Here is a 21,736-nt window from a genome sequence, read left to right on the forward strand (position 1 = left end):
CTACGTGTTTTCTTCTTACATTTACTATAAGAAAAATAAGAAAAAGAAACGAGTGATTTCCCTTACAAAACGTTTTGTTATCTTACAGTTTTGTCATTTTTCTCATTAATGTATGATATTCTTCATCTTTTGCAAATTGGAACGTAACTGTTGTTCCTTCCCCTTCAGTTGATTGTACATACACTCCATGATGTAAATTACCGCAGATTTCCTTCGTAATATATAAACCCATACCTGTCGCTTCCCTTGTTTTACGGCCGTTTATTCCCGTAAAGAACGGATCAAATATACGCTTTACATCTTGCTCAGGAATACCAATTCCATTGTCCTTAATATGTAATAACACCTTTTGATCTTTCTCTTCAATTTGAAATTGAATTTCTTTTTTCTCTGCTTCTGAAATTTTTGTATACTTAATTGCATTCACAACAATTTGGCTCATCGCGATACTAAGCCACTTTCTATCAGACGCAATCATACAAGTCTCTTCTTCAAACATCATTTTCGGAAATACAGAAGATTGAATGAACGACTTCCGATTTTCATTAATAATATCTCGAATGACCTCTATAACATTTACTACTTCTACTTTATAGTCTTTCGAAAATTGATCTAACCTTGCCATATGTAACGCTAAATCTAACCCATTTAAAATACGGTTATTTTCTTCACGAATACTTTCAATCGTTCCCCTTGCTTCACGGTGTTCCTTACCATATTTCTGTAACAATAATTCAATAACGGATACTGGTGTTTTCATTTGATGGATCCACTGGTTCATAAAAATCATTTGCTGTTGCTCTTTTGCATGCTGCTTATGAACTTCATTCATATATTGCTGCCTTAATAGCGTAAACGCTTCAACGACCAGTTCTTGCTCTGCTGTATAAGAAGTATCAATAAGTAAAGAGTCATGTAATGTATGTCCACCGGCAATATACTGTTCTATTCTCTTTAAAAACACACTTCGTTTTCGGTAATCGTAAATAAGATATACACTAAATACAACTGTCCCTAATAAAAGCCCATATAACCACGTACCCCAATCAATTGATCTCTTTTCCAAGAGACTTTGCAGCTGCAATACGAGTCCAAATAAACAAAGGCTTACAATATAAGTAATAATTAAAGAAAAGCGGTCTATGAGGTAATTTTTAACCTTCATGCCCTTCGCCCCACTCAGTAAGAAGAGCATAACCGTACCCACGCTTTGTGACAATTGCATTTTTAATGCCTAACTCCTCAAGTTTCTTCCTTACACGCTTTACATTCACGGTTAATGTATTATCATCAACAAAAGCTACTTCATCCCATAAAGCCTCTAACAGCTCTTCACGTGTCACGTATTGATTTGCTTGTTTCATTAAACATTCTAATAAATAAAACTCATTTTTTGTAAGTTCCGTTTGTTGACCTTTCCACTCTACTGTGTGCTGTGATGGGAATAATAACAATCCATTAACACCTAAGCAGTCACTTTCCGCGGCCAAAGCATACTCACCATACCCGCGGCGGAGTGCACTTTTCACCTTTGCCATTACGATATCTAAATGGAATGGCTTTGTAATGTAATCATCTCCGCCATTTTCAATCGCCATTACTTGATCCATTTCCCCTGTTCTTGCAGAAACAAAAATAATCGGCGCATTCGATACAGTGCGGATTTGGCGGCACCAGTAGAAGCCATCAAAGTATGGTAAATTAATATCAAGTAACACAAGATGAGGACTTACTTTTACAAACTCATCTTTTATATGCCGTAAATCGCTCACTCTGAAAGATTGATATCCATACCTTTCTAAATGCTCCTCTAATATCTCTGCAATTTTTTCATCATCTTCTACAATTAATATTTTATACATATTCCTTTTCTCCCCATAAAATATTCTTCTAAAATCACTCCTTTTTCTATTATAAATTGAAACTTTAATCAATGGGGATTTTTTCCTATATCGACTTATGGTTCACCTATATGAATTGGGTTTTCACTGGACTCAAATAACGAAAAAAAAAGACCGCCATATTTCGGCAGTCTTAATCGATAAATTCAAATTGATATTCAAGAATTTTCACAATATCTCCGTCTGTTGCACCACGTGCACGAAGGGCTTCATCAATACCCATTCCACGCATTTGACGAGCAAATCGGCGTACAGATTCATCACGTGAGAAGTCTGTCATCTTGAATGTTTTCTCAATGTCATAACCAGAAATAACAAATGTGCCATCACTTTCGCGTGTAATTTCAAAATTAGATTCAGATTCAAATTTGTACATTACACTTGCTTCAGATTCTTCTACATCATCGTACATTGGGAATTCTGGTGTTGTTTCTAATAAGTTCGCTACTTCAAATAGTAAGTCACGAACACCTTGTTTCGTTACAGCTGAGATTGGGAAAATTTTCACTTCGTCTCCCAATTTCTCTTTAAATGCTTGTAAGTTTTCTTCTGCATCTGGCATATCCATTTTGTTTGCAACAACAACTTGTGGACGCTCAGTTAAACGCATATTGTATTCTTTTAGTTCATTATTGATTGTGACATAATCTTCATATGGCTCACGTCCTTCTAAACCAGACATATCGATAACGTGCACAATTACACGTGTACGTTCGATATGACGTAAGAATTGGTGTCCAAGTCCAACGCCGGAGTGTGCGCCTTCAATTAGTCCAGGAAGGTCAGCCATAACGAAGCTGCGGTTATCACCAGTTTCAACAACACCAAGATTCGGAACGATTGTTGTAAAGTGATATTCTGCAATTTTCGGACGCGCTGATGATACAACAGATAATAATGTAGATTTACCTACACTTGGGAATCCAACAAGTCCAACATCTGCTAGCACTTTAAGTTCTAGCGTGACATCACGTTCTTGACCTGGTTCCCCGTTCTCAGCGATTTCTGGCGCTGGGTTCGTCGCTGTTGCGAAACGTGAGTTACCACGGCCACCTCGGCCACCTCTTGCGATTACAGCTGTTTGTTCATGCGTTACTAAATCGGCAAGAATTTCACCTGTTTTTTCATCTTTCACTATTGTTCCTGGTGGAACCTTTACGATTAAATCTTCAGATTTACGACCGTGCTGACCTTTACTCATTCCGTGCTGACCGCGATCAGCTTTGAAATGACGTTGGTAGCGGAAGTCCATTAATGTACGTAAGCCTTCTTCAACAACAAAAACAACATCTGCACCTTTACCACCGTCGCCACCTGCTGGGCCACCTTTAGGTACATACTTCTCACGACGATACGCAACCATTCCGTTACCACCGTCGCCGCCTTTTACATATATCTTGACCTGATCTACAAACATTATTTCACCACACTTTTTTCGATTAGTTGTAATATAACTGAGACTTCTTCGTCTCGTACTGTATAAGAAATGGAATACCATTTATTGTTTTGGTTCGCAAGCCACGTTTGTAGTTCTTCTACATTCGTTAGCTTTCCACGAAAATCAAAAAAGAAACGAGCATTCTCCGCGTCACATTCAATTGTGATACAAACATAATTTTCAACATATACGTCTAAACTATGCTGAAGCATTAAGAAAAACTGATTCGTCCATGTACATACAGTCTCATCTAGATGAGATAAGTTATGTAATTTCCCTAATACTTCGTACTCCAATAAGCACGGTTGCTGTTTCCAATTATATGTTAAAATCCACTCTGAAAATAAAGGCATTGATAGCCCCATCAGATTGGATTCTTGTCTCGCTTCTTGGACAAAACGATCGATGAGCCTATGAATCTCTTCCACTTTTCCAAGGGAAAGATTTCCTTTAACCATCTGCAAACGATTGAGCCAATCATGTCTTGAATGACTCAACGCATCTATAATTGTCCATTTTTCATTCATTTAGATACCCCTTAATATAGAAAAACTCTAACCTGCACTCAGGTTAGAGTTTTCCGTGAGTTCTTATGCTTCTTGAGCAACAGGATATACGCTCACTTGTTTGCGGTCACGACCAAGACGCTCAAAGCGTACTACGCCGTCAACTTTCGCGAATAAAGTGTCATCGCCACCACGACCAACGTTAACACCTGGATAAATTTTTGTACCGCGTTGACGGTAAAGAATTGAACCACCTGAAACCGTTTGACCATCTGCGCGTTTAGCACCAAGACGTTTTGACTGAGAGTCACGACCGTTCTTTGTACTACCTACACCTTTCTTAGATGCGAAAAACTGAAGATCTAATCTTAACATACGTTACACCTCCTGCACTTTTTCTATTAAACGGATATACTTTCCGTAATCAAGTTCAATCGTCTTAAGTGAAACAACCAATCCTTCTAAAAGTATTTGTGCTTTTTCTGCTGCATGAACGTCTAAATCATTAGGCAATTCATACGTCAAGAATCCGCCATCACTTCCGAGCTCAATAGTTGCCTGCACATTACAAAGTTCTTCCACTGCATTTATAGAACCAAACACAACCGCTGTAGTTCCAGCACAGACAAGATCTTGTCCATGTGGCGCATAATTGGCATGTCCAGTCATTTTAAATGATCGGATACTTCCTAGTTTCGTGCGACTTATCGTAATCTTAATCATCTTAACCAGAATTAAGCGTTGATAGCTTCAACTACTAGCTTAGTGTAAGGTTGACGATGACCTTGTTTCTTACGATTGTTCTTTTTCGCTTTGTATTTGAAAACAACGATTTTCTTAGCGCGACCTTGTTTTTCAACTTTCGCAGTAACTGTTGCACCTTCTACAACTGGGCTACCAACTTTCACGTTTTCGCCACCAACGAAAAGAACTTTGTCAAAAGTAACAGTTTCACCAGCTTCAACATCTAATTTTTCAATGTAGATTGCTTGACCAGCTTCAACTTTAATTTGTTTTCCACCTGTTTCGATAATTGCGTACATACTTGCACCTCCTCTTAATTACTAAGACTCGCCAAAAACGAGGTAGACATAAAATGTCTTTAGGGAACCTGTCTTGTGCGGTTGTAGCATATAGCAGTTTAGGTGCTATAAACTATAACATAAAAATATTACCATGACTCATTGACTATTGTCAATGAATGTTCTGCTAACTATTTTTTCCGTTCTACAATTTCTTTCTTACTTCCAAAACGGATAATAGCGTACTTTTCGATAATATCATCTTTGAAATAAATTTCAAATGGAATATTTTTTTGTAATTCTTTTTGTGAAAAATGTTTTTGTACTTTTTTTGAAGCACCAATCAATACAGCTTCATCCTCTATATTACCATAAGTAATAAGCTCTCTCTCTAGCTCATACGCAATTGTTTCATTAGATATAACGTAACCTGTCGCTTTACAAGGCGCACACTCTTCTAATAATACGTCACGTAACGAATGTTTCTTGCGCTTACGCGTCATCTCTAAAATACCTAACTCTGTAAACCCAAGCACTCTTGTATATGTGCGATCATCTTGTAAAGCTATCATTAAACGCTCTCTTACCTTCTCTTTATCTTCCCGTCTTTTCATATTAATAAAATCAATTAATATCATCCCGCCAATATCACGAAGTCTTAATTGACGAGCAATCTCATCAGCAGCCATTTCATTTGTGCGAAATACGGTATCTTGTAAATTTTGTTTTCCAGTAAATTTACCTGTATTTACATCAATTACAGTCATCGTCTCCATTTGTTCTACAATTAGATAGGCACCATTTGGTAGCCACACAATTTTTTGAAGTGCTTTCTCGATTTCACGATCTATTCCAAAATGGTTAAACATCGAAGATTTTTCATTATAAAAGGATACTCTTTCTTTCCCTACTTTTTCTTCTAATTCTTTTACTATACTTCTCGTATCTACAACTATTTTTTCAATTGTTTCAATTGGGTTCTCCTGAAATACACGATCTAAAAACGTCGCTGGTTGATGAAGTAGTAAGGGCGCCTTCCCTTGATCTTCTTTTCTTTTTAACTCTTCATATAACTGCTGCAACCCTTGCATTTCAGCTTGTATTTCATCGATCGTTCCTTTTTCAGAAGCAGAACGGAAAATGTATCCACCTGTTCCTTCTACTTCAATTCCCAGTAACTGTTGTCTTCTTTTATTATTTTTTATTTTCCGAGAAACAGCGCGCATGTCATCATAGGGCATGTAAACGACATATTTTCCGGTAAATTCTATCTTCGCCGTTAATTTTGGCCCCTTCGTATCAATTGCCTCTTTTACAACTTGTACAAGTATCGCCTGTCCTTCATGTATGCGATATGAAGATGGTACATCATCAAATGAAAGATATGCATGTTTTTCTAATCCGATATTTACAAAGGCTGCGTTCATTCCAGCAATTGTTCTTACGATACGCCCAACATAAATATGTCCGACAATCTCCTGCTCTTCATTCCGTTTCCATAAAAGCTCTACAATTTTTTGTTTCTCTTCTATCGCAACACGCTTTTCCGAACCAGTGTAGTTAATATATAACGTCTTCAAAATTCTTTCCTCACTTTTCATTTCTTTTCCTTACAATATAAAGTGAAACTTTAATCAGTGGGGGTTTTGTTCATCCTCCACTGATTATTAGTTGAACCAATCGGGCGTTTACGGGCAGTTAATGCGGGGTAAAAGGTTAGTGTCGTCGTCAACACTAACCAATTAATTCTTCAACAGATGAGGTTGTTCGTTTTTCAGCAAAATACGCATACAACAATTCATTTTCGTCCAATGTGTAATGCTCTTTATATTTTCCATGGACGATAATAGAGTGTTTATATCCTCTGCGAAATTTTGTGAAAATCGTATATAAATGATCTTCCGTTTTCACCTCAATAGGTGCTATTTTTTCAATATCTCTTTTATTCCCATAATAACGCTCTAATAAAAAACGCATAAATGCGTACCGTCTTTGTTTCCATTCTTGATATAAAGAAATCGCTAGAAAAACGAGTAATACCCACATCATAATGTTATTACTATTCCAAAGTAACTGCCATCCTAATATTACACTAAAAAAAACACATGACAATTTCATCATCTTTTCATGTGCTTGTAAATAGGGAAAACGATATGATAATACATTAAATAATACTTTTCCACCATCAAGTGGCCAAATAGGCAATAAATTAAACCCTAAAATAATGACATTATTCCATACAAAGAAATGGTACAAATCGTCAGTTACCCAGCCCGCTTTATACAAAATGTAAGCGAATGCAATCATCCATATATGCTGAATTGGCCCCGCCATAACGACAATTAATTCTTCTTTTAACGATTTGTTCCCATGTTCTTCCATCTCAACTACACCACCAAACGGCAAAAGCTGAATTTGTTTAATACGCCAATTATAATACGCTGCGGCAAAAGCATGCCCAAGTTCATGAACTAAAACGATACAAAATAGTAATAGTAACTCTTTAAAACGTGCTGTAAAAATACCAATGACAATAATAACCCAAAACAACGGATGCACAGAAATTTTCGTGAAAACATCCCTATATTTAATCAAATGAAATCACCTGAATTGGATCAATAAATTTCTCATTCTTTTTTATTGCAAAATAAAATTTGCCATTTTTATTATTTTCATCATTACTCACTATTCCAATTTTTTGTTTCTTTGAAACGTAATCATATAATTTTACTGACATATCATTTAAATTTGCATACCATGACTCCGTACCATCAGCGTGCTGAATTTGAACTGTATTTCCAAGTTCCTCTTTCTTGCCCGCAAAAACAACTATACCTTCATTTACTGACTCCACCGTTGCATTTGTAGCCGTTTGAACAAATACACCCTGGCCGTTTTTTTGAAATCCTTGCATCACCTTTCCAGAGGCAGGAATCGCATAATCCTTTTGCTGAATAGCCTCTTCTTTTTTCTCATTTGGAGAAAAGAACACGAGAGGTTTTCCAAACTGATTTTCATACCATTTCGATATAGTAGCAAATTGAAATTCTTCTTGCATAACTTTTTCGGTAACCGCTCTAGTACCATCAAAAGAAGAAGGTGCGTTCTTAAATAAAATAGCAACCGAAAGAACTAATATTGCTGATAGCAAAACTTTGAAGAGAAAAACTTCTTTTCGAAATAGAGGATGAATTTCCTTCTCCCCCTCTTCAATAAAGACCGTTTCGCTATCAAAATCTCCTCCCGCAAAATACTGCTCTTCTTCTAGCAATTCTTGCTCTGCTTTCCTTTTCGCAATCCGCTTTTTAATTTCTTCCACACGTCTATTCTTCATACTGTCTCCTTTCTTTCGTTAGCCTTATTCAAATAGAAACAGTTATATACAGTTTGTACATATGTATGAGTTATAGAAGGAAGATATTCATGCGAAGAAAAAAGAAAGCACTCCGCATTTATGCGAAGTGCTTTTAACGGATTCCAAAGAAATTTTTCATCTTTGTAAATACCGATACTTTTTCTTGTTCAAATGCTTGTAATGGTACATTCTCACCTAACAAGCGTCTTGCAATATTACGATAAGCTATTGCTGCTTTCCCACTAGGTTGCAGCGCTACAGGTTCACCTGTATTCGTAGCACGAATAACTTCATCATCATCCTCGACAACTCCAAGAAGCTCGATTGACAGTGTACGTACAATTTCATCAACGTCTAACATATCCTGTTCATGAAGCATATGACTACGCACACGGTTAATGACAAGTTTCGGTGGTTCAATATCCTCTTTCTCTAAAAGCCCGATAATACGATCCGCATCACGCATTGAGGATACTTCTGGTGTTGTTACAACGATTGCTTTATCCGCACCTGCTACTGCATTTTTAAACCCCTGCTCAATCCCCGCAGGACAATCAATTAATATGTAATCATAATCTTGACGTAATACTTGTATTAATTCATCCATTTGTTCAGGTGTTACCGCCGATTTATCGCTCGTTTGTGCTGCAGGTAATAAATAAAGATCATCAAAACGCTTATCTTTAATAAGAGCCTGAGGTAAACGACAACGCCCTTCAACGACATCAACAAGATCAAATACAATACGATTTTCTAGCCCCATTACTACGTCTAAATTGCGTAAACCGATATCTGTATCAATTAAACACACTTTTTTTCCAGATAACGCAAGGGCTGTACCAATGTTCGCAGACGTTGTAGTTTTACCTACTCCGCCTTTTCCAGATGTAATTACTATTGCCTCTCCCACAGCTATACAATTCCCCTTTCTAACTTTGTTAAATTAGGTCTAAGATGAGTGAGAAGTTGCAGGCGATCGACAACAATGTGATTATTCTCATTAATGTACGCACATTCTGCCGCCTCTGCTCCGTCTTCTTTCTCTTCCGGAGCCCGCATTGTCACATCACTAATTCGGAGTTGCATAGGGTTCATAATAGATGCAGCAATAACAGCTTCTGAATCTCCATCATACCCTGCATGTGCAATTCCTCTTAATGATCCCAAGACAAAAATATTCCCCCCAGCGATAACCGTTCCGCCTGGATTAACATCTCCAATTAATAATAAATTGCCTTTTACATGTAACACTTGTCCAGAGCGAACAATTTTGGAAATAGGGACAATTTCTGTTTCTTCTTTCCAAGCTATTGCTTCTGCTTTTGTTATAACATCACTTTCGATTGATTCTACAACAAGGTTCTTCTTATTGCGAATTAACGTACGAATCTCTTCTTGTTGTACTTCTGTTAAATAGCGATTTCCTACTTTAACACGCACTTCAATTAAAGAACGTCCGTCACTCTCATAGTAATGTGTAGAAAGCTTTTCATCCAATTCTTTTAGTAGCTCAGAGAATGAACAGCAATCATCTAAATGAAGTGTTATTCCATCTTTTGTCCCTTTTATCGTTACATTTTGTTGCTTTTTTTCTTCCACTAAAGTTCACCCCACCGATTCAATTCGACATAAAATTAGAAAATCCTTTTTTCTTTTTCTTCTATCGCTTTTGAAAGACGCACTAAATATCGTCTCAGTGGGAAACAAACTATTAATAAGAAAATTCCATTTAGCAATAAAGTAGCAAGGAGACGATCTGTGAAAAAGACAGATGCTGACATGTGAGTACGTCCTAACAAAGTTAAAAACCCATACACATAATACTCTAATGCTGCAATGCCAGCCAGTACGATAGAAGCGACAATAAATAAATTCAATTGTAATACTTTCATCACACTATAAACTAAATAAGCTAAAATCGGATAAGCAAATATATATATACCGACAAGTTCCGTGTATACGGTATCAAATAAGAAACCAAATAATAGTCCGTAGTAAATCCCTTGAACCGGACTATAGTACACTGTAATAAAACATAACACAATTATAAAGAAATGCGGTGCTGCTATACTGCCTTTCCAAAAGACGTCTGTTGGAACAACAGTAGAGAACATATTTTCAAATAAAAAAACAAAAAGGAGCAAAAGAGGAAGAGCTGCTCTTTTTAAAATCGTCATCATCTCTTCTCTCCCTCCTATTCTAACGGCGCTGTAGGCATATCACGTTTTGCAACTATAATATGCTCTACATCATTCAAATCAGCGGATGGTTTTACATAAGCCGTTTTTGTTAAACCGTATGGATCTGGCTGAACATCAACAATTTTCCCAATCGCAAGACCTTTAGGGAAAATATCACCAAGTCCAGATGTTACAACTAGTTGATCTTTTTGTACCTCTGCATCAGAGCTAATCTTTGTGAAAAGAAGTAGTTGTTTTTCTTTATCGTAACCTTCAATTAATCCAAAGATATTTTCTTGTCCTTGTACAATAGCAGAAACACGGTTTGTTCGGCTCATCGAACTTAACAACTCTACTGACGATGTAAACTGAGATACACTTTTTACGCGTCCAACTAAACCTTTCGGAGTTACAACAGCCATATCTTTTTTGATCCCTTGCTGTGCTCCTTTATCAATTCCAACTAAATCGTACCATTTATCAGGATTACGAGAAACCACACTAGCTTGTACTTCCGTATAATCACCACGGGACTTTTCTTTACCAGTTAATTCTCGTAGTTTTTTATTCTCATCGTCTAAATTTTTCACTACTGCAGATAAATCTGCGGTAGAATCTAATTTTGCTTTCAGCTTTTTATTCTCTTCATACGTGCGCTTTACATCTTCTACATTCTCGAAGAATCCGGCAACATAATTCGCTGGCTTTTGGAATACACGTTCTACAACACCGACAGTATCTTTTATAAACTGCTCTGGCCATGATAAACTGTTCCGTTCTTTCAATGAGATTCCAATCAATGCCACGAGAAGAATAATACTAACTAACAAAACAATTAATCTTTTGTTTAAGAAAAACTGTGGCACGTTCACACCCTCTTAATTTCATTGATTTTTATTTTGCAATATTATCGAGCAGCAGTTTTGAAAAGATCGATATTGTCTAATGCTTTACCCGTTCCAATTGCTACGCAATCTAATGGATCCTCTGCAACAAGAACTGGCATATTTGTTTCTTCACTAATAACTTTATCTAAGTTACGTAGTAATGCCCCGCCACCCGTTAATACGATACCACGGTCCATAATATCCGCTGCTAATTCAGGTGGAGTTTTTTCTAACGTATTTTTAACTGATTCTACAATTGCATCTACTGTATCTTTTAATGCATCTGCAATTTCTTCTGGTTGAATTAGTACTGTTTTCGGTAAACCACTTACTAAATCACGACCGCGAATTTCCATAGGCTCAATACCTTCTGGCTCGCCTGCAGAACCGATTTCTAATTTTAATGCTTCTGCTGTTCTTTCACCGATCATTAAGTTGTAGCTTTTCTTAATGTACTGAATGATTGAATCGTCCATATCATCACCAGCAACACGAACTGATTGACTTGTTACAATACCACCTAAAGAAATAATTGCAACTTCTGTTGTACCACCACCGATATCAACAACCATACTACCAGTCGGCTCCCAAACAGGTAAGTTTGCACCAATTGCTGCTGCAAATGGCTCTTCGATTGGATAAGCATCACGAGCACCAGCTTGACGAGTCGCATCGATTACTGCACGTCTTTCTACAGCTGTAATACCAGATGGTACACATACCATTACGTATGGTTTACGTGAGAAGAATCCATTTGATTTTTGAGCTTGTTGAATGTAGTATTTCATCATAATTGCTGTTGTTTCGTAATCAGCAATTACACCATCTTTCATAGGACGAAGTGCCACTACGTTTCCTGGTGTACGACCAATCATTTGTTTTGCATCGCTACCTACCGCAACGATTTGTTTCGTATCAGTTTGTAATGCTACTACTGAAGGTTCACGTAAAACTACACCTTTCCCTTTCACATATACAAGCGTATTCGCTGTTCCTAAGTCTATTCCAAGATCGCGAGTAAATCCACCAAATCCAAACATATCATTTATCTTCCCTTCTTATTTTCACGGACTCATTTTTCTTACTTTATATTTATAAAAACAGTACGTTTTTTTATATCTGCATCCTTTTTGTAGATAATTTTCTACAAAAAACTCATAAATCACATTATAAAACAAAATAAGTAAAAAGAATAGTCTTAAATATGACCTTTTTCCTTTAAACTCACGAATTTATGGTCACCTATTATGATATGATCAAGTACTTCAATTCCGATAATTCGACCACATTCTACTAATCGTTTTGTAACTTCAATATCTTCACGGCTCGGCGCCGGGTCTCCTGAGGGATGGTTATGAAGACATATAATAGAGGCTGCTGCCCGACGGAACGCTTCTTTAAAAACTTCCCTTGGGTGCACAATCGACGTATTTAAACTTCCAATAAAAATAGTTTGCCTATGTATAACTTGATTTTTCGTATTCAAATATAAACAAACAAAATGCTCCTGTTGCAAAAAACGCATCTCTTCCATCATATAACTCGCACAATCTTCTGGACTTCGAATACTATATCTATTTTGATATTCTAAACGTACCATTCTTCTACCTAATTCAAAAGCAGCCATAAGCTGCGACGCCTTTGCAATCCCAACACCATGAATGCTCATCATCTCTTCTAACGTTGCATCCTTTAACATTCGTAAGCCGTCAAAATGATGGAGAATATTATCTGATAACGTTAACACCGTTTCTTCTTTAGAACCCGTTCTGAGTAAAACTGCAAGAAGTTCTCGATTCGATAAACTTCCTGCTCCTTCTAACAATAAACGCTCCCGTGGCTGTTCTTCTCTCACAACATCACGAATACCGTTCATCTCTCCACCCCTTTTTTTACGATTTCTCCTAAAGAAAACCCCATGCAATTTTACACATGGGTTACATCGCTATCAAACTGTTTTAATTCACGGACAAGACGCGCAATTGGCAAGCCAACTACACTGTAGTAGTCCCCTTGAATATGTTGAACAAAAATAGACCCTTTACCTTGAATTCCATAGCTCCCTGCTTTATCAAGTGGTTCCTTCGATGCAACGTATACGTCTATTTCCTCTTCTGTTAATCCCCAAAATGTTACTTCTGTACGTTCATAAAAAGTTACCGTTTTTTCTTTCGATATAATTGCAACACCTGTGTATACTTCGTGTGTTTTCCCCGATAATAATCGTAACATTTCTTTCGCCTCAGCCTCATTAGACGGCTTTCCAAGAATACGCGAATCATATGTAACAATTGTATCTGCACCTAGTACAACTTGATTACTATGGTTTTCTGCCACAGCAGATGCTTTTTGCAAAGCAAGCGACATAACAATATCAGAAGGTGATGAATATGCACCAATCGTCTCTTCTACTTCACTAACAACGATTTCAAATGGCACATCTGCTAATTCAAGCAGTTCCTTCCTCCTAGGTGACCCTGAAGCTAAAATAATTTTCCTCATATTTTCTCCTTCCCTTCTCACATGAAGCAGAATAATTTAAATCAATCGTATCAAAAGAATAGTTTCCCCACAAATTCTAGAAATATCATTTTCTCTAAACAAAATAATAGTTCTTTTTAAATACGATTATATGCTGCCCATACAGAAAGCACTTTGTTCTAAATTCAAAAGAAAAGAAAGAAGTATATGTACTTCTTTCTTCGTCATTTCATTATCCTATTATTTCACTTTTTGTGAAACCATTTTTTCATACGAAAGTATACCATCAATAATAACTTGATTTAATTTAGCTACAGATTCCTTATCGCTCTTCCCTTCCTTAATCGTTTGCACCGCTATTGACGTATACGTATAAAGCTTCTTCGCATCTTCACGCTTCATACTCTTCCCTTCCTTTTCAATAGCTTTCCACTCTTTTTGAATCGCTTCTATATCTTTTGGATTACTTTTTCCACTAGTTTGTACGCTGGACACATATTTTGCTAAATGAGTATATAATGGCTGCACTTTCGCTAAAAACATTCCTACTTCTTTATCATTTTTGAGCAATGCTTTATCTGTAATATCCCAATTTTTTTTCAAAACTGAAACACCATCTTGCTTATACTGATCTATTAATTGATTAACAGCCTGTTCATCGCTCGTAATAGCAACAACTAACGCATACTTATCACCACTCGGTTTCAAAGTAGCCACGCCCCCATTACTTTTCCACTCTTCAATAGCAGCCTGTCCTTTTTCTTCAGAGGAATAAAGCCCTCCTTGAACGAAAAATAGTTTCATTGGTTCTAATGACATTCCTACCTGTGCTTTTGGTTTTTCCTCTTTCGGTGTTGGTGTTTGTTCTGCCGTTCCACCCACCTTTTGTTCCTCATTACCTGTCTGCTTCGAAGCCGTTACCTTACCTTCTCCTGTCGTCCCTTGTCCAGTTAATAAATGAATCATACCCATCCCAAATGCAGTACCGATGATTATTGCAGTTGCAACGATTGCGATTATTGTATTGCTCCACTTCTTTCGATATTTTTCCATAGATACTGATTTCGCTTTTTGAAACGGAACGACATTTTTCGGTCTCTCACTTTCTGCTATCATCCAGTCAAACTCATCCTTCTTTTTTTCCTCATACTTCGCTTCTGTTCCATTTACTTTCACCGAGATCGTTCGTGATTGCTTGTCCATACACTCACACCTCACCTCTTGTCATTGTCCGCATCATATCATATTCATTCCACAAAAAAACGAGATATTTGTCAGAGGAATTCGTCAAATAACCCTATATTATTATCTTATATGTATGCATTTGACTTCATTTGTAGAACAAAAAACTAGATAGCAAAGACTATCTAGTTTTTCTCGCGAATATATTTTCTAACTTCGGAAATGAAATACAAAGAACCTGTTATGATAAAAACATCATGTTCTCCTATCATGTCAGCCTTTGTATCAATTGCCTCTTTCCAATCTTCAAAAACTAATTTTGACTCTTGTTGTGAATACGATGCAAGCTTGTCAGCAGAAATGGCACGATCAAAGGCAAACGTCGTAAATATTATTTCATCAGCAACTTTTTCTAATTGCCCTACCATGTTATGTAACTGTTTGTCACCAAGAGCAGTAAATAAAACTATTACATTCTTCTTTTTATAATGTGCCTCTACTGTTTTTACAAGACTTTCAATACCTTCTGGATTATGAGCACCATCTATTATAATATCTGGATTACTTTGTAACTTTTCAAATCGACCAATCCAGTATGCTTCTTGTAAGCCAGCTTTCATCTCCTCTTCATTAATTAAAAATGATAAATATGTTTTTAAATACATTACTGCCATAAGCGCTAGTGCTGCATTGCCTACTTGGTGAATGCCTTTCATTGAAATCCGAACATTTTCAAACGAGGCAAATGGACAATCAAAATCAAAGTGTTCCCCATCTTTATTAGAATGTTTATGTAATGTTGTAAACTGTTTTCCAAGTTCATATAAGCTTGCATGATTTTCCTTAGCAACCTTTTGAATTACTTGCAATGCTTCTTCATTTTTCACACCAGTAATAACTGGAACACCAGACTTAATAATCCCTGCCTTTTCATATGCAATTTCTCCTAGTGTATCGCCTAAAATATGCATATGATCGTGACCGATATTCGTAATAATCGTGAGAACCGGATGAATAACATTTGTAGAATCAAATCTTCCCCCAAGCCCCGTTTCAAATAAAACAACATCACAGAAATTAACTTTACCGAAATAATAAATTGCCATTACTGTAATGATTTCAAACTCAGTCGCTTCTCCTAAGTCCGTCTCATCTAATTTTTCAACGACTGGCTTTACCATATTTACAAGTTCCGCAATCTCTTCATCTGCAATCGGTATTCCGTTTACACTAATACGTTCATTGAATGTTTCTATGTAAGGCGATGTAAACGATCCTACTTTATATTTCGCACCTTCTAACATGTAGCGCATATATGTTAAAGTTGAACCTTTTCCATTTGTGCCGGCAAGATGAACACATTTTATATGACGCTCTGGATTTCCGAGTTCTTCTAACATCCATTGCATTCTTTCTAGTCCTGGTTTTATCCCAAATTTCAATCGGGTATGAATCCAGCCTATCGCTTCTTCGTATGTATGTATCACGTTTGCTATTCCCCTTTCAAAAGACAAACTTCGTAATTCTATTATACGCAAAGAAAAGAGACTCACCAATATAGTGAGTCTCTGAAAAACATTTTTATTTTTCAAGATCAGCTAGACGTTGACGAACCGCTTCGCGTTTTTCTAGGTAATCTTGCTCTTTCGCACGCTCTCCGTCAATAACTTCTGCAGGAGCTTTCGCTACGAATCCTTGGTTTGAAAGTTTCTTCTGTACACGTTCTACTTCTTTATCGAACTTCTCAAGTTCTTTTTCAAGACGCGCTTTCTCTTCATCAAGATTGATAAGATCAGCTAACGGTAAGAATAACTCTGCACCTGATACGATTGCAGTCATCGCTTTTTCTGGCGCTTGTAAATCAATCTTAATTGTTAGTTCACTTGGGTTACAGAAACGCTCAATGTAAGAGCTGTTTTTCGTAAGCTGAGCTAGTACTACCTCGTCTTTTGCTTTAATTTGCATTTGAACTTTTTTGCTCATTGGCGTATTTACTTCCGCACGGATGTTACGAACAGAGCGAATGATATCAACTAGAAGGTGCATTTCTGCTGCCGCTTCTTTATCTTGTAAATCTTCGCGAACTGTTGGCCATGCTGCTACTGTAATAGACTCGCCTTCATGCGGTAAATGTTGCCAAATTTTCTCTGTTACGAACGGCATGAATGGATGTAATAGACGCATCGTTTGGTCTAATACGTAAGCTAAAATCGAACGAGTTGTTTTCTTAGCTGCTTCATCTTCACCGTATAGTGGAAGTTTCGCCATCTCAATGTACCAGTCACAGAAATCATCCCAAATGAAGTTGTATAATGAACGACCAGCTTCACCGAACTCATATTTATCCATGTTACGTGTTACACTTTCGATTGTTTCGTTTAAGCGAGTTAAAATCCACTTATCTGCAACTGATTTTTCACCAGTTAAATCGATTTCTTCATACTTCATGTCATCCATGTTCATTAATACGAAACGTGATGCGTTCCAAATTTTATTAATGAAGTTCCAAGTAGATTCTACTTTTTCCATGCTGAAACGTAAATCTTGACCTGGTGCACTTCCTGTTGATAAGAAGTAACGCATCGCATCTGCACCGTACTTCTCGATAACATCCATCGGATCAATACCGTTACCAAGAGATTTACTCATTTTACGTCCTTGCTCATCACGAACTAAACCGTGAATTAATACATCTTTAAATGGACGCTCTCCTGTAAACTCTAAACCTTGGAAAATCATACGAGATACCCAGAAGAAGATGATGTCATAACCAGTTACTAAAGCATCTGTTGAATAGAACTTTTTAAAGTCTGCTGCATCTTCATTCGGCCAGCCAAGTGTTGAGAATGGCCATAATGCTGAACTGAACCATGTATCAAGCACGTCATTATCTTGATTCCAGTTTTCAAGATCTGCTGGTGCTTCTGTACCTACGTATACTTCACCAGTTTCTTTATGATACCAAGCTGGAATGCGGTGTCCCCACCATAATTGACGAGAAATACACCAGTCATGAATGTTTTCCATCCAGCGTAAGTATGTGTTTTCAAAACGCTCTGGTACGAACGTTACTTTTTCTTCTTCTTTTTGTTGAAGTTCTACCGCTTTTTCTGCAAGTGGAGCCATTTTTACGAACCATTGTGTTGATAAATAAGGCTCAACAACTGCACCGCTACGCTCACTATGACCTACTGAGTGCATATGAGGCTCGATTTCTACTAATACGCCAGCTTCTTGTAAGTCTTTCACTAACTCTTTACGGCATTCGAAACGATCCATACCGTTATACTTACCAGCTTTTTCGTTCATCGTTCCATCTTCGTTCATTACTAAAATACGTGGTAAGTCATGACGGTTACCTACTTCAAAGTCATTCGGGTCATGAGCTGGTGTAATTTTCACAACGCCTGTTCCGAAGTCTTTTTCTACGTATTCATCAGCAATAATCGGAATCTCTCGGCCTACGATTGGAAGTGTAACTGTTTTTCCGATTAAATGTTTGTAGCGATCATCTTCTGGATGAACTGCTACCGCTGTATCACCAAGCATTGTTTCTGGACGAGTAGTTGCAAGGCGAATGTGACCAGAACCGTCTGTTAACGGATAGTTCATATGGTAGAATGCACCTTGAACTTCTTTATGAATTACTTCAATATCAGAAAGAGCTGTGCGTGTTGCTGGATCCCAGTTGATGATATACTCACCGCGGTAAATTAAGTCTTTTTCATATAATTGTACGAATACTTTATTAACAGCGTTAGATAAACCTTCGTCTAATGTGAAGCGTTCACGAGAATAGTCTAGTCCTAAACCAACTTTCCCCCATTGTTGACGAATGTGAGAAGCGTATTCTTCTTTCCATTCCCAAGCTTTTTCAAGGAATTTCTCACGACCAAGATCGTAACGTGAAATACCTTCTTCACGAAGTTTTCCTTCTACTTTCGCTTGCGTTGCGATACCAGCATGGTCCATTCCTGGAAGCCATAATACATCGTAACCTTGCATACGCTTTGTACGAGTTAAAATATCTTGAAGCGTCGTATCCCAAGCGTGACCTAAGTGTAACTTACCAGTTACGTTCGGAGGTGGAATTACAATTGTATATGGTTGTTTCTTCTCATCTCCTGTTGCTTCGAAATATTTGCCTTCAAGCCACCACTTGTAAAGGCCTTCTTCAACGGACATATGATCATATTTAGTTGGTAAATTATTTTCCGTGTTTGACATTATTTTCCCTCCTTAAAATAAAAAATGCCCCTCATCCAAAAAAGGACGAGGGACATCGCGGTACCACCTTTATTTACAAACAAATTCAGAATTTGCTTATACTCTTAATTTGATAACGGACAAATCCGTCTTTTCCTAATAAGAATCATTCCGTTCAGAAAAGATGCTCCAGGGCTACCTTCTAACATAACTATCTAGAGAACCTCCCAGCCAATGGTTCCCCTCTCTGAAGACGTTTCATGTTATACTCTTCCCCTTCAATGCATTTATGTGATTGTTAATTATTATATACAATAGTGTAAAAAACGAAACCTTATTCGTCAAGATAAATTTGAAACTACGGCTTTTATCTCTTTATGAAACTAATAAAAAAAGATAAGCAGGGTTCTCCCTACTTATCTTCTTTATCCGTTCCCTTGCTGGGCAGCTTGTAATTGCGAAAGGAAATATTCTGTATTACTAATGAGCCAATGCGATTGCTGCAGAATTTTTACCCCGCGAAGCTCATTTTCTTCATTACGACTCTTTCTTCTTTTCGTATACGACTGAATTTGCCGAATAAAATGCGACGGGTACGTCATATACGCAAACATAAGAAGCTGCTCCTCTTTCGTAAATGGAAAATTTTTTTGATACATTTGATACCATTCAAAGCGGTCGCTCCGCGCAATTGGATATGTGTTCAAGGACCTTGAATAAAAGCTGACGATATCCTGTACCGGTGTAGCAAACTGAGACTTTTCTAAACTAATAAAATAACCGTTTCGTTCATAATCAAATAAAAAGTGATTAAGCGATACATTTCCATGAACGAAAGTAGTACGTGTTTTTTCCTTTTCTTTCATTGCATCATGCCATTCACTTAATTGTTTCGTTGCGAACTCACGTGCTCTCATAACGTGGTGATAATACGTACAATATTGTAATTCAAATGGAGACATATACCACTTCGCTTCTGATTCTACAAGAAACTCTTCTAATATCTCACCATCATTTTCCCAACGGCCGGATATATTTGTATAATGTTTTTCTAAATCTTCTTCTGTATAAGTCTCCTCTTTCACCGTTTTTTGATGCAACGTCCCGAGCGTTTGAAACATCTTATGGTATTGATCATTATCTTCGCCATTTCCTTCCGCACGTTCTAACCAAGGCATTAAATAATAGCTATATGCCCCATCACTTAAAACATAATTCCCGTCCGTCGTGTGATAGATAGGTACATAATTCGAAAAACCTTTCTCCTTCAAATATTGAATATGGTGTAAAAAATTATTCCGCTCTAATTTTCTATCTTGTATTTTCTTTAACGCATACGGACCTTGATTCGTATAAATTTTCATTACACTTCCGTGCTCTTCCATATGCTGAGTGTCCAATCTATATTGCCTCACAATGGGTTCATAGCGATTTCGTAATTCAATATCCATACGAATAACCCTTTCTTATTCAAAACATAGCTTCTAGGAAAAGAAAAGAGGTGAGTGAAAAAACTCACTCACTTATTTCACTGTTGCTTTTGAAACAGGAATATATATAATTTGCCCTGTAGTTAAATATATATCTTCTGATTGATTTACACGATATAAGCTTTGTACAGTCGTTTCATAACGTTCTGCAACCGATTCAATTGTATCTCCTTCTTGTACGAAGTACATTCTTAACTTCGTAAATTCTTCTTCTGGTTCTTTCGTAAATAATTTCGTTAAATAAAGTGCATTTTCATCTCGCTGTGAATATGCTTCTTCCTCTGGCTCTTCCTGCTTTTTCGCTTTTTCTTTCTTGAAATTTTTCCGCCCGAACAATTCAAATTGTGGCGTCTTTTCTTGCTCCTCTTCACGCTCCACAAGTTCATGTTCTTCTAATTCCTCTTCTTCTATTTCTTGCTCTTTTCTTTCTTCTAACTGAAACGGCTCAAATGCATAATCTTCCCATCCATCTGATTCTTTATAGGCTGGTACCTCTTCGTGCGGTGCAGGTCTACTTTCATCTTCTTCAGCTGAATCAGCTTCCAACTCGGCATACACCGTCTCTTCCTCTTCATCCTCGGTTCTTTCTTCGTCACATAAACCTGTAATAGATATATCCGCTAATAGTTGTAAGCAACCATTTTCCTTTAATTCATAATCAAATTCCTCGATTGATACATATAATTCTTCAATTACTTTCACTCGATTCCTTGGAATTGATATTTCGAGCGGAAAGGAATGGACAAGCTCATTAACCCCGTCTGCCCTTGTTTCTACATAATCAATTGCCTTTGCTGGTGATAGCTCTCTTAACGAATAAGCTGAATCATCTTGCCTTGCAACGTACTCTCCCGTTAAATCTAATTGCCCCCTCACGATAACTTCATGATCGAGCTCCTCTATCTCAACGTCTGGATCTAACGAAATTGACAAAAGTTCTTCGACTTCCTGTCCCTTCTGGAACCAAACAGATTCTTTTAATGAAAATCGTAATGAATGATCTGTTGCCACTTCTTTTCCCCCTCCCAAACTATATGTCATTACAGATTTATGTTCCCTAAGGCTACTTTATGAATAAAAAAAATCGC

General features: G+C 37.1%; 22 protein-coding genes and 2 other annotated features. All 22 genes read right to left on the reverse strand.

Annotated features, from left to right (window positions below):
* Positions 1-82 precede the first annotated feature (82 nt).
* The 22 genes from JFT95_RS19810 to spoVID all read right to left on the reverse strand — a co-directional run bounded on the left by JFT95_RS19810 (position 83) and on the right by spoVID (position 21,689).
* Positions 83-1,165 (reverse strand): HAMP domain-containing histidine kinase, encoded by a 1,083-nt coding sequence (locus JFT95_RS19810; protein WP_113768832.1) that lies wholly within the window; start codon positions 1,163-1,165, stop codon positions 83-85.
* A complete protein-coding gene (locus JFT95_RS19815; protein ID WP_002034150.1) occupies positions 1,155-1,862 on the reverse strand; it encodes a response regulator transcription factor in 708 nt (235 codons plus the stop codon). The genes JFT95_RS19810 and JFT95_RS19815 overlap by 11 nt, the downstream gene beginning before the upstream one ends.
* A 172-nt stretch (positions 1,863-2,034) precedes the next feature.
* Positions 2,035-3,318, reverse strand: a complete 1,284-nt coding sequence (obgE, locus tag JFT95_RS19820) for a GTPase ObgE (RefSeq protein WP_002015378.1) — start codon at positions 3,316-3,318, stop codon at positions 2,035-2,037.
* Positions 3,318-3,866, reverse strand: a complete 549-nt coding sequence (locus JFT95_RS19825) for a sporulation initiation phosphotransferase B (protein WP_002145594.1) — start codon at positions 3,864-3,866, stop codon at positions 3,318-3,320. The genes obgE and JFT95_RS19825 overlap by 1 nt, the downstream gene beginning before the upstream one ends.
* 63 nt (positions 3,867-3,929) lie before the next feature.
* A complete protein-coding gene (gene rpmA / locus JFT95_RS19830) occupies positions 3,930-4,220 on the reverse strand; it encodes a 50S ribosomal protein L27 (RefSeq protein WP_002088814.1) in 291 nt (96 codons plus the stop codon).
* Between the two features lie 3 nt (positions 4,221-4,223).
* Entirely contained in the window at positions 4,224-4,568 is a 345-nt protein-coding gene (locus tag JFT95_RS19835) for a ribosomal-processing cysteine protease Prp (RefSeq protein ID WP_002199264.1), read from the reverse strand.
* Between the two features lie 11 nt (positions 4,569-4,579).
* Positions 4,580-4,888: a 50S ribosomal protein L21 gene (gene rplU, locus JFT95_RS19840; protein ID WP_061674640.1), complete on the reverse strand. Its 309-nt coding sequence runs from the start codon at positions 4,886-4,888 to the stop codon at positions 4,580-4,582.
* A gap of 14 nt (positions 4,889-4,902) precedes the next feature.
* Positions 4,903-4,981, reverse strand: a sequence feature (ribosomal protein L21 leader region).
* Positions 4,982-5,058: 77 nt separating this feature from the next.
* Positions 5,059-6,468: an Rne/Rng family ribonuclease gene (locus tag JFT95_RS19845; protein WP_061674639.1), complete on the reverse strand. Its 1,410-nt coding sequence runs from the start codon at positions 6,466-6,468 to the stop codon at positions 5,059-5,061.
* 133 nt (positions 6,469-6,601) lie between these two features.
* Complete coding sequence (locus JFT95_RS19850) at positions 6,602-7,462, reverse strand: M50 family metallopeptidase (protein ID WP_201053027.1); 861 nt, start codon at positions 7,460-7,462, stop codon at positions 6,602-6,604.
* Entirely contained in the window at positions 7,455-8,201 is a 747-nt protein-coding gene (locus tag JFT95_RS19855) for a M23 family metallopeptidase (RefSeq protein WP_002034147.1), read from the reverse strand. The genes JFT95_RS19850 and JFT95_RS19855 overlap by 8 nt, the downstream gene beginning before the upstream one ends.
* Before the next feature lie 133 nt (positions 8,202-8,334).
* Positions 8,335-9,132 (reverse strand): septum site-determining protein MinD, encoded by a 798-nt coding sequence (gene minD / locus JFT95_RS19860; RefSeq protein WP_000503308.1) that lies wholly within the window; start codon positions 9,130-9,132, stop codon positions 8,335-8,337.
* A 2-nt stretch (positions 9,133-9,134) separates the two neighbouring features.
* Positions 9,135-9,821: a septum site-determining protein MinC gene (gene minC, locus JFT95_RS19865; protein ID WP_002015372.1), complete on the reverse strand. Its 687-nt coding sequence runs from the start codon at positions 9,819-9,821 to the stop codon at positions 9,135-9,137.
* A 35-nt stretch (positions 9,822-9,856) separates the two neighbouring features.
* Complete coding sequence (gene mreD, locus JFT95_RS19870; protein ID WP_002015371.1) at positions 9,857-10,402, reverse strand: rod shape-determining protein MreD; 546 nt, start codon at positions 10,400-10,402, stop codon at positions 9,857-9,859.
* Between the two features lie 14 nt (positions 10,403-10,416).
* On the reverse strand, positions 10,417-11,268 hold the full coding sequence (gene mreC / locus JFT95_RS19875) for a rod shape-determining protein MreC (protein ID WP_002129256.1): 852 nt from the start codon (positions 11,266-11,268) through the stop codon (positions 10,417-10,419).
* A gap of 41 nt (positions 11,269-11,309) precedes the next feature.
* Entirely contained in the window at positions 11,310-12,329 is a 1,020-nt protein-coding gene (gene mreB / locus JFT95_RS19880) for a cell shape-determining protein MreB (protein WP_002015369.1), read from the reverse strand.
* A gap of 158 nt (positions 12,330-12,487) precedes the next feature.
* On the reverse strand, positions 12,488-13,165 hold the full coding sequence (radC, locus tag JFT95_RS19885) for a DNA repair protein RadC (RefSeq protein WP_002015368.1): 678 nt from the start codon (positions 13,163-13,165) through the stop codon (positions 12,488-12,490).
* Positions 13,166-13,215: 50 nt separating this feature from the next.
* Positions 13,216-13,791 (reverse strand): Maf family protein, encoded by a 576-nt coding sequence (locus JFT95_RS19890; RefSeq protein ID WP_060751111.1) that lies wholly within the window; start codon positions 13,789-13,791, stop codon positions 13,216-13,218.
* Between the two features lie 219 nt (positions 13,792-14,010).
* Entirely contained in the window at positions 14,011-14,973 is a 963-nt protein-coding gene (locus JFT95_RS19895; RefSeq protein WP_201053028.1) for a stage II sporulation protein B, read from the reverse strand.
* A 164-nt stretch (positions 14,974-15,137) separates the two neighbouring features.
* The gene (locus JFT95_RS19900) at positions 15,138-16,439 is read right to left on the reverse strand and encodes a bifunctional folylpolyglutamate synthase/dihydrofolate synthase (RefSeq protein ID WP_201053030.1); all 1,302 of its coding nucleotides are present in this window, start codon (positions 16,437-16,439) and stop codon (positions 15,138-15,140) included.
* A 94-nt stretch (positions 16,440-16,533) separates the two neighbouring features.
* Positions 16,534-19,179 (reverse strand): valine--tRNA ligase, encoded by a 2,646-nt coding sequence (locus JFT95_RS19905; protein WP_002129263.1) that lies wholly within the window; start codon positions 19,177-19,179, stop codon positions 16,534-16,536.
* 38 nt (positions 19,180-19,217) lie between these two features.
* Positions 19,218-19,449: a binding site (T-box leader), on the reverse strand.
* A 134-nt stretch (positions 19,450-19,583) separates the two neighbouring features.
* Positions 19,584-20,609 (reverse strand): spore coat protein YsxE, encoded by a 1,026-nt coding sequence (gene ysxE / locus JFT95_RS19910; protein ID WP_012261764.1) that lies wholly within the window; start codon positions 20,607-20,609, stop codon positions 19,584-19,586.
* A 72-nt stretch (positions 20,610-20,681) separates the two neighbouring features.
* Entirely contained in the window at positions 20,682-21,689 is a 1,008-nt protein-coding gene (gene spoVID, locus JFT95_RS19915) for a stage VI sporulation protein D (protein ID WP_002015360.1), read from the reverse strand.
* Positions 21,690-21,736: the final 47 nt, after the last annotated feature.

It is taken from the genome of Bacillus sp. TH17, from assembly GCF_016651125.1.
GTDB lineage: Bacteria > Bacillota > Bacilli > Bacillales > Bacillaceae_G > Bacillus_A > Bacillus_A mycoides.

What these genes read in the sequence shown, in the direction of transcription:
- JFT95_RS19810 (WP_113768832.1), bottom strand. Translation starts at nt 1,165, where the DNA reads ATGAAGGTTAAAAATTACCTCATAGACCGCTTTTCTTTAATTATTACT.
- JFT95_RS19815 (WP_002034150.1), bottom strand. Translation starts at nt 1,862, where the DNA reads ATGTATAAAATATTAATTGTAGAAGATGATGAAAAAATTGCAGAGATA.
- obgE (WP_002015378.1), bottom strand. Translation starts at nt 3,318, where the DNA reads ATGTTTGTAGATCAGGTCAAGATATATGTAAAAGGCGGCGACGGTGGT.
- JFT95_RS19825 (WP_002145594.1), bottom strand. Translation starts at nt 3,866, where the DNA reads ATGAATGAAAAATGGACAATTATAGATGCGTTGAGTCATTCAAGACAT.
- rpmA (WP_002088814.1), bottom strand. Translation starts at nt 4,220, where the DNA reads ATGTTAAGATTAGATCTTCAGTTTTTCGCATCTAAGAAAGGTGTAGGT.
- JFT95_RS19835 (WP_002199264.1), bottom strand. Translation starts at nt 4,568, where the DNA reads ATGATTAAGATTACGATAAGTCGCACGAAACTAGGAAGTATCCGATCA.
- rplU (WP_061674640.1), bottom strand. Translation starts at nt 4,888, where the DNA reads ATGTACGCAATTATCGAAACAGGTGGAAAACAAATTAAAGTTGAAGCT.
- JFT95_RS19845 (WP_061674639.1), bottom strand. Translation starts at nt 6,468, where the DNA reads ATGAAAAGTGAGGAAAGAATTTTGAAGACGTTATATATTAACTACACT.
- JFT95_RS19855 (WP_002034147.1), bottom strand. Translation starts at nt 8,201, where the DNA reads ATGAAGAATAGACGTGTGGAAGAAATTAAAAAGCGGATTGCGAAAAGG.
- mreD (WP_002015371.1), bottom strand. Translation starts at nt 10,402, where the DNA reads ATGATGACGATTTTAAAAAGAGCAGCTCTTCCTCTTTTGCTCCTTTTT.
- mreB (WP_002015369.1), bottom strand. Translation starts at nt 12,329, where the DNA reads ATGTTTGGATTTGGTGGATTTACTCGCGATCTTGGAATAGACTTAGGA.
- radC (WP_002015368.1), bottom strand. Translation starts at nt 13,165, where the DNA reads ATGAACGGTATTCGTGATGTTGTGAGAGAAGAACAGCCACGGGAGCGT.
- JFT95_RS19890 (WP_060751111.1), bottom strand. Translation starts at nt 13,791, where the DNA reads ATGAGGAAAATTATTTTAGCTTCAGGGTCACCTAGGAGGAAGGAACTG.
- JFT95_RS19895 (WP_201053028.1), bottom strand. Translation starts at nt 14,973, where the DNA reads ATGGACAAGCAATCACGAACGATCTCGGTGAAAGTAAATGGAACAGAA.
- JFT95_RS19905 (WP_002129263.1), bottom strand. Translation starts at nt 19,179, where the DNA reads ATGTCAAACACGGAAAATAATTTACCAACTAAATATGATCATATGTCC.
- ysxE (WP_012261764.1), bottom strand. Translation starts at nt 20,609, where the DNA reads ATGGATATTGAATTACGAAATCGCTATGAACCCATTGTGAGGCAATAT.
- spoVID (WP_002015360.1), bottom strand. Translation starts at nt 21,689, where the DNA reads ATGACATATAGTTTGGGAGGGGGAAAAGAAGTGGCAACAGATCATTCA.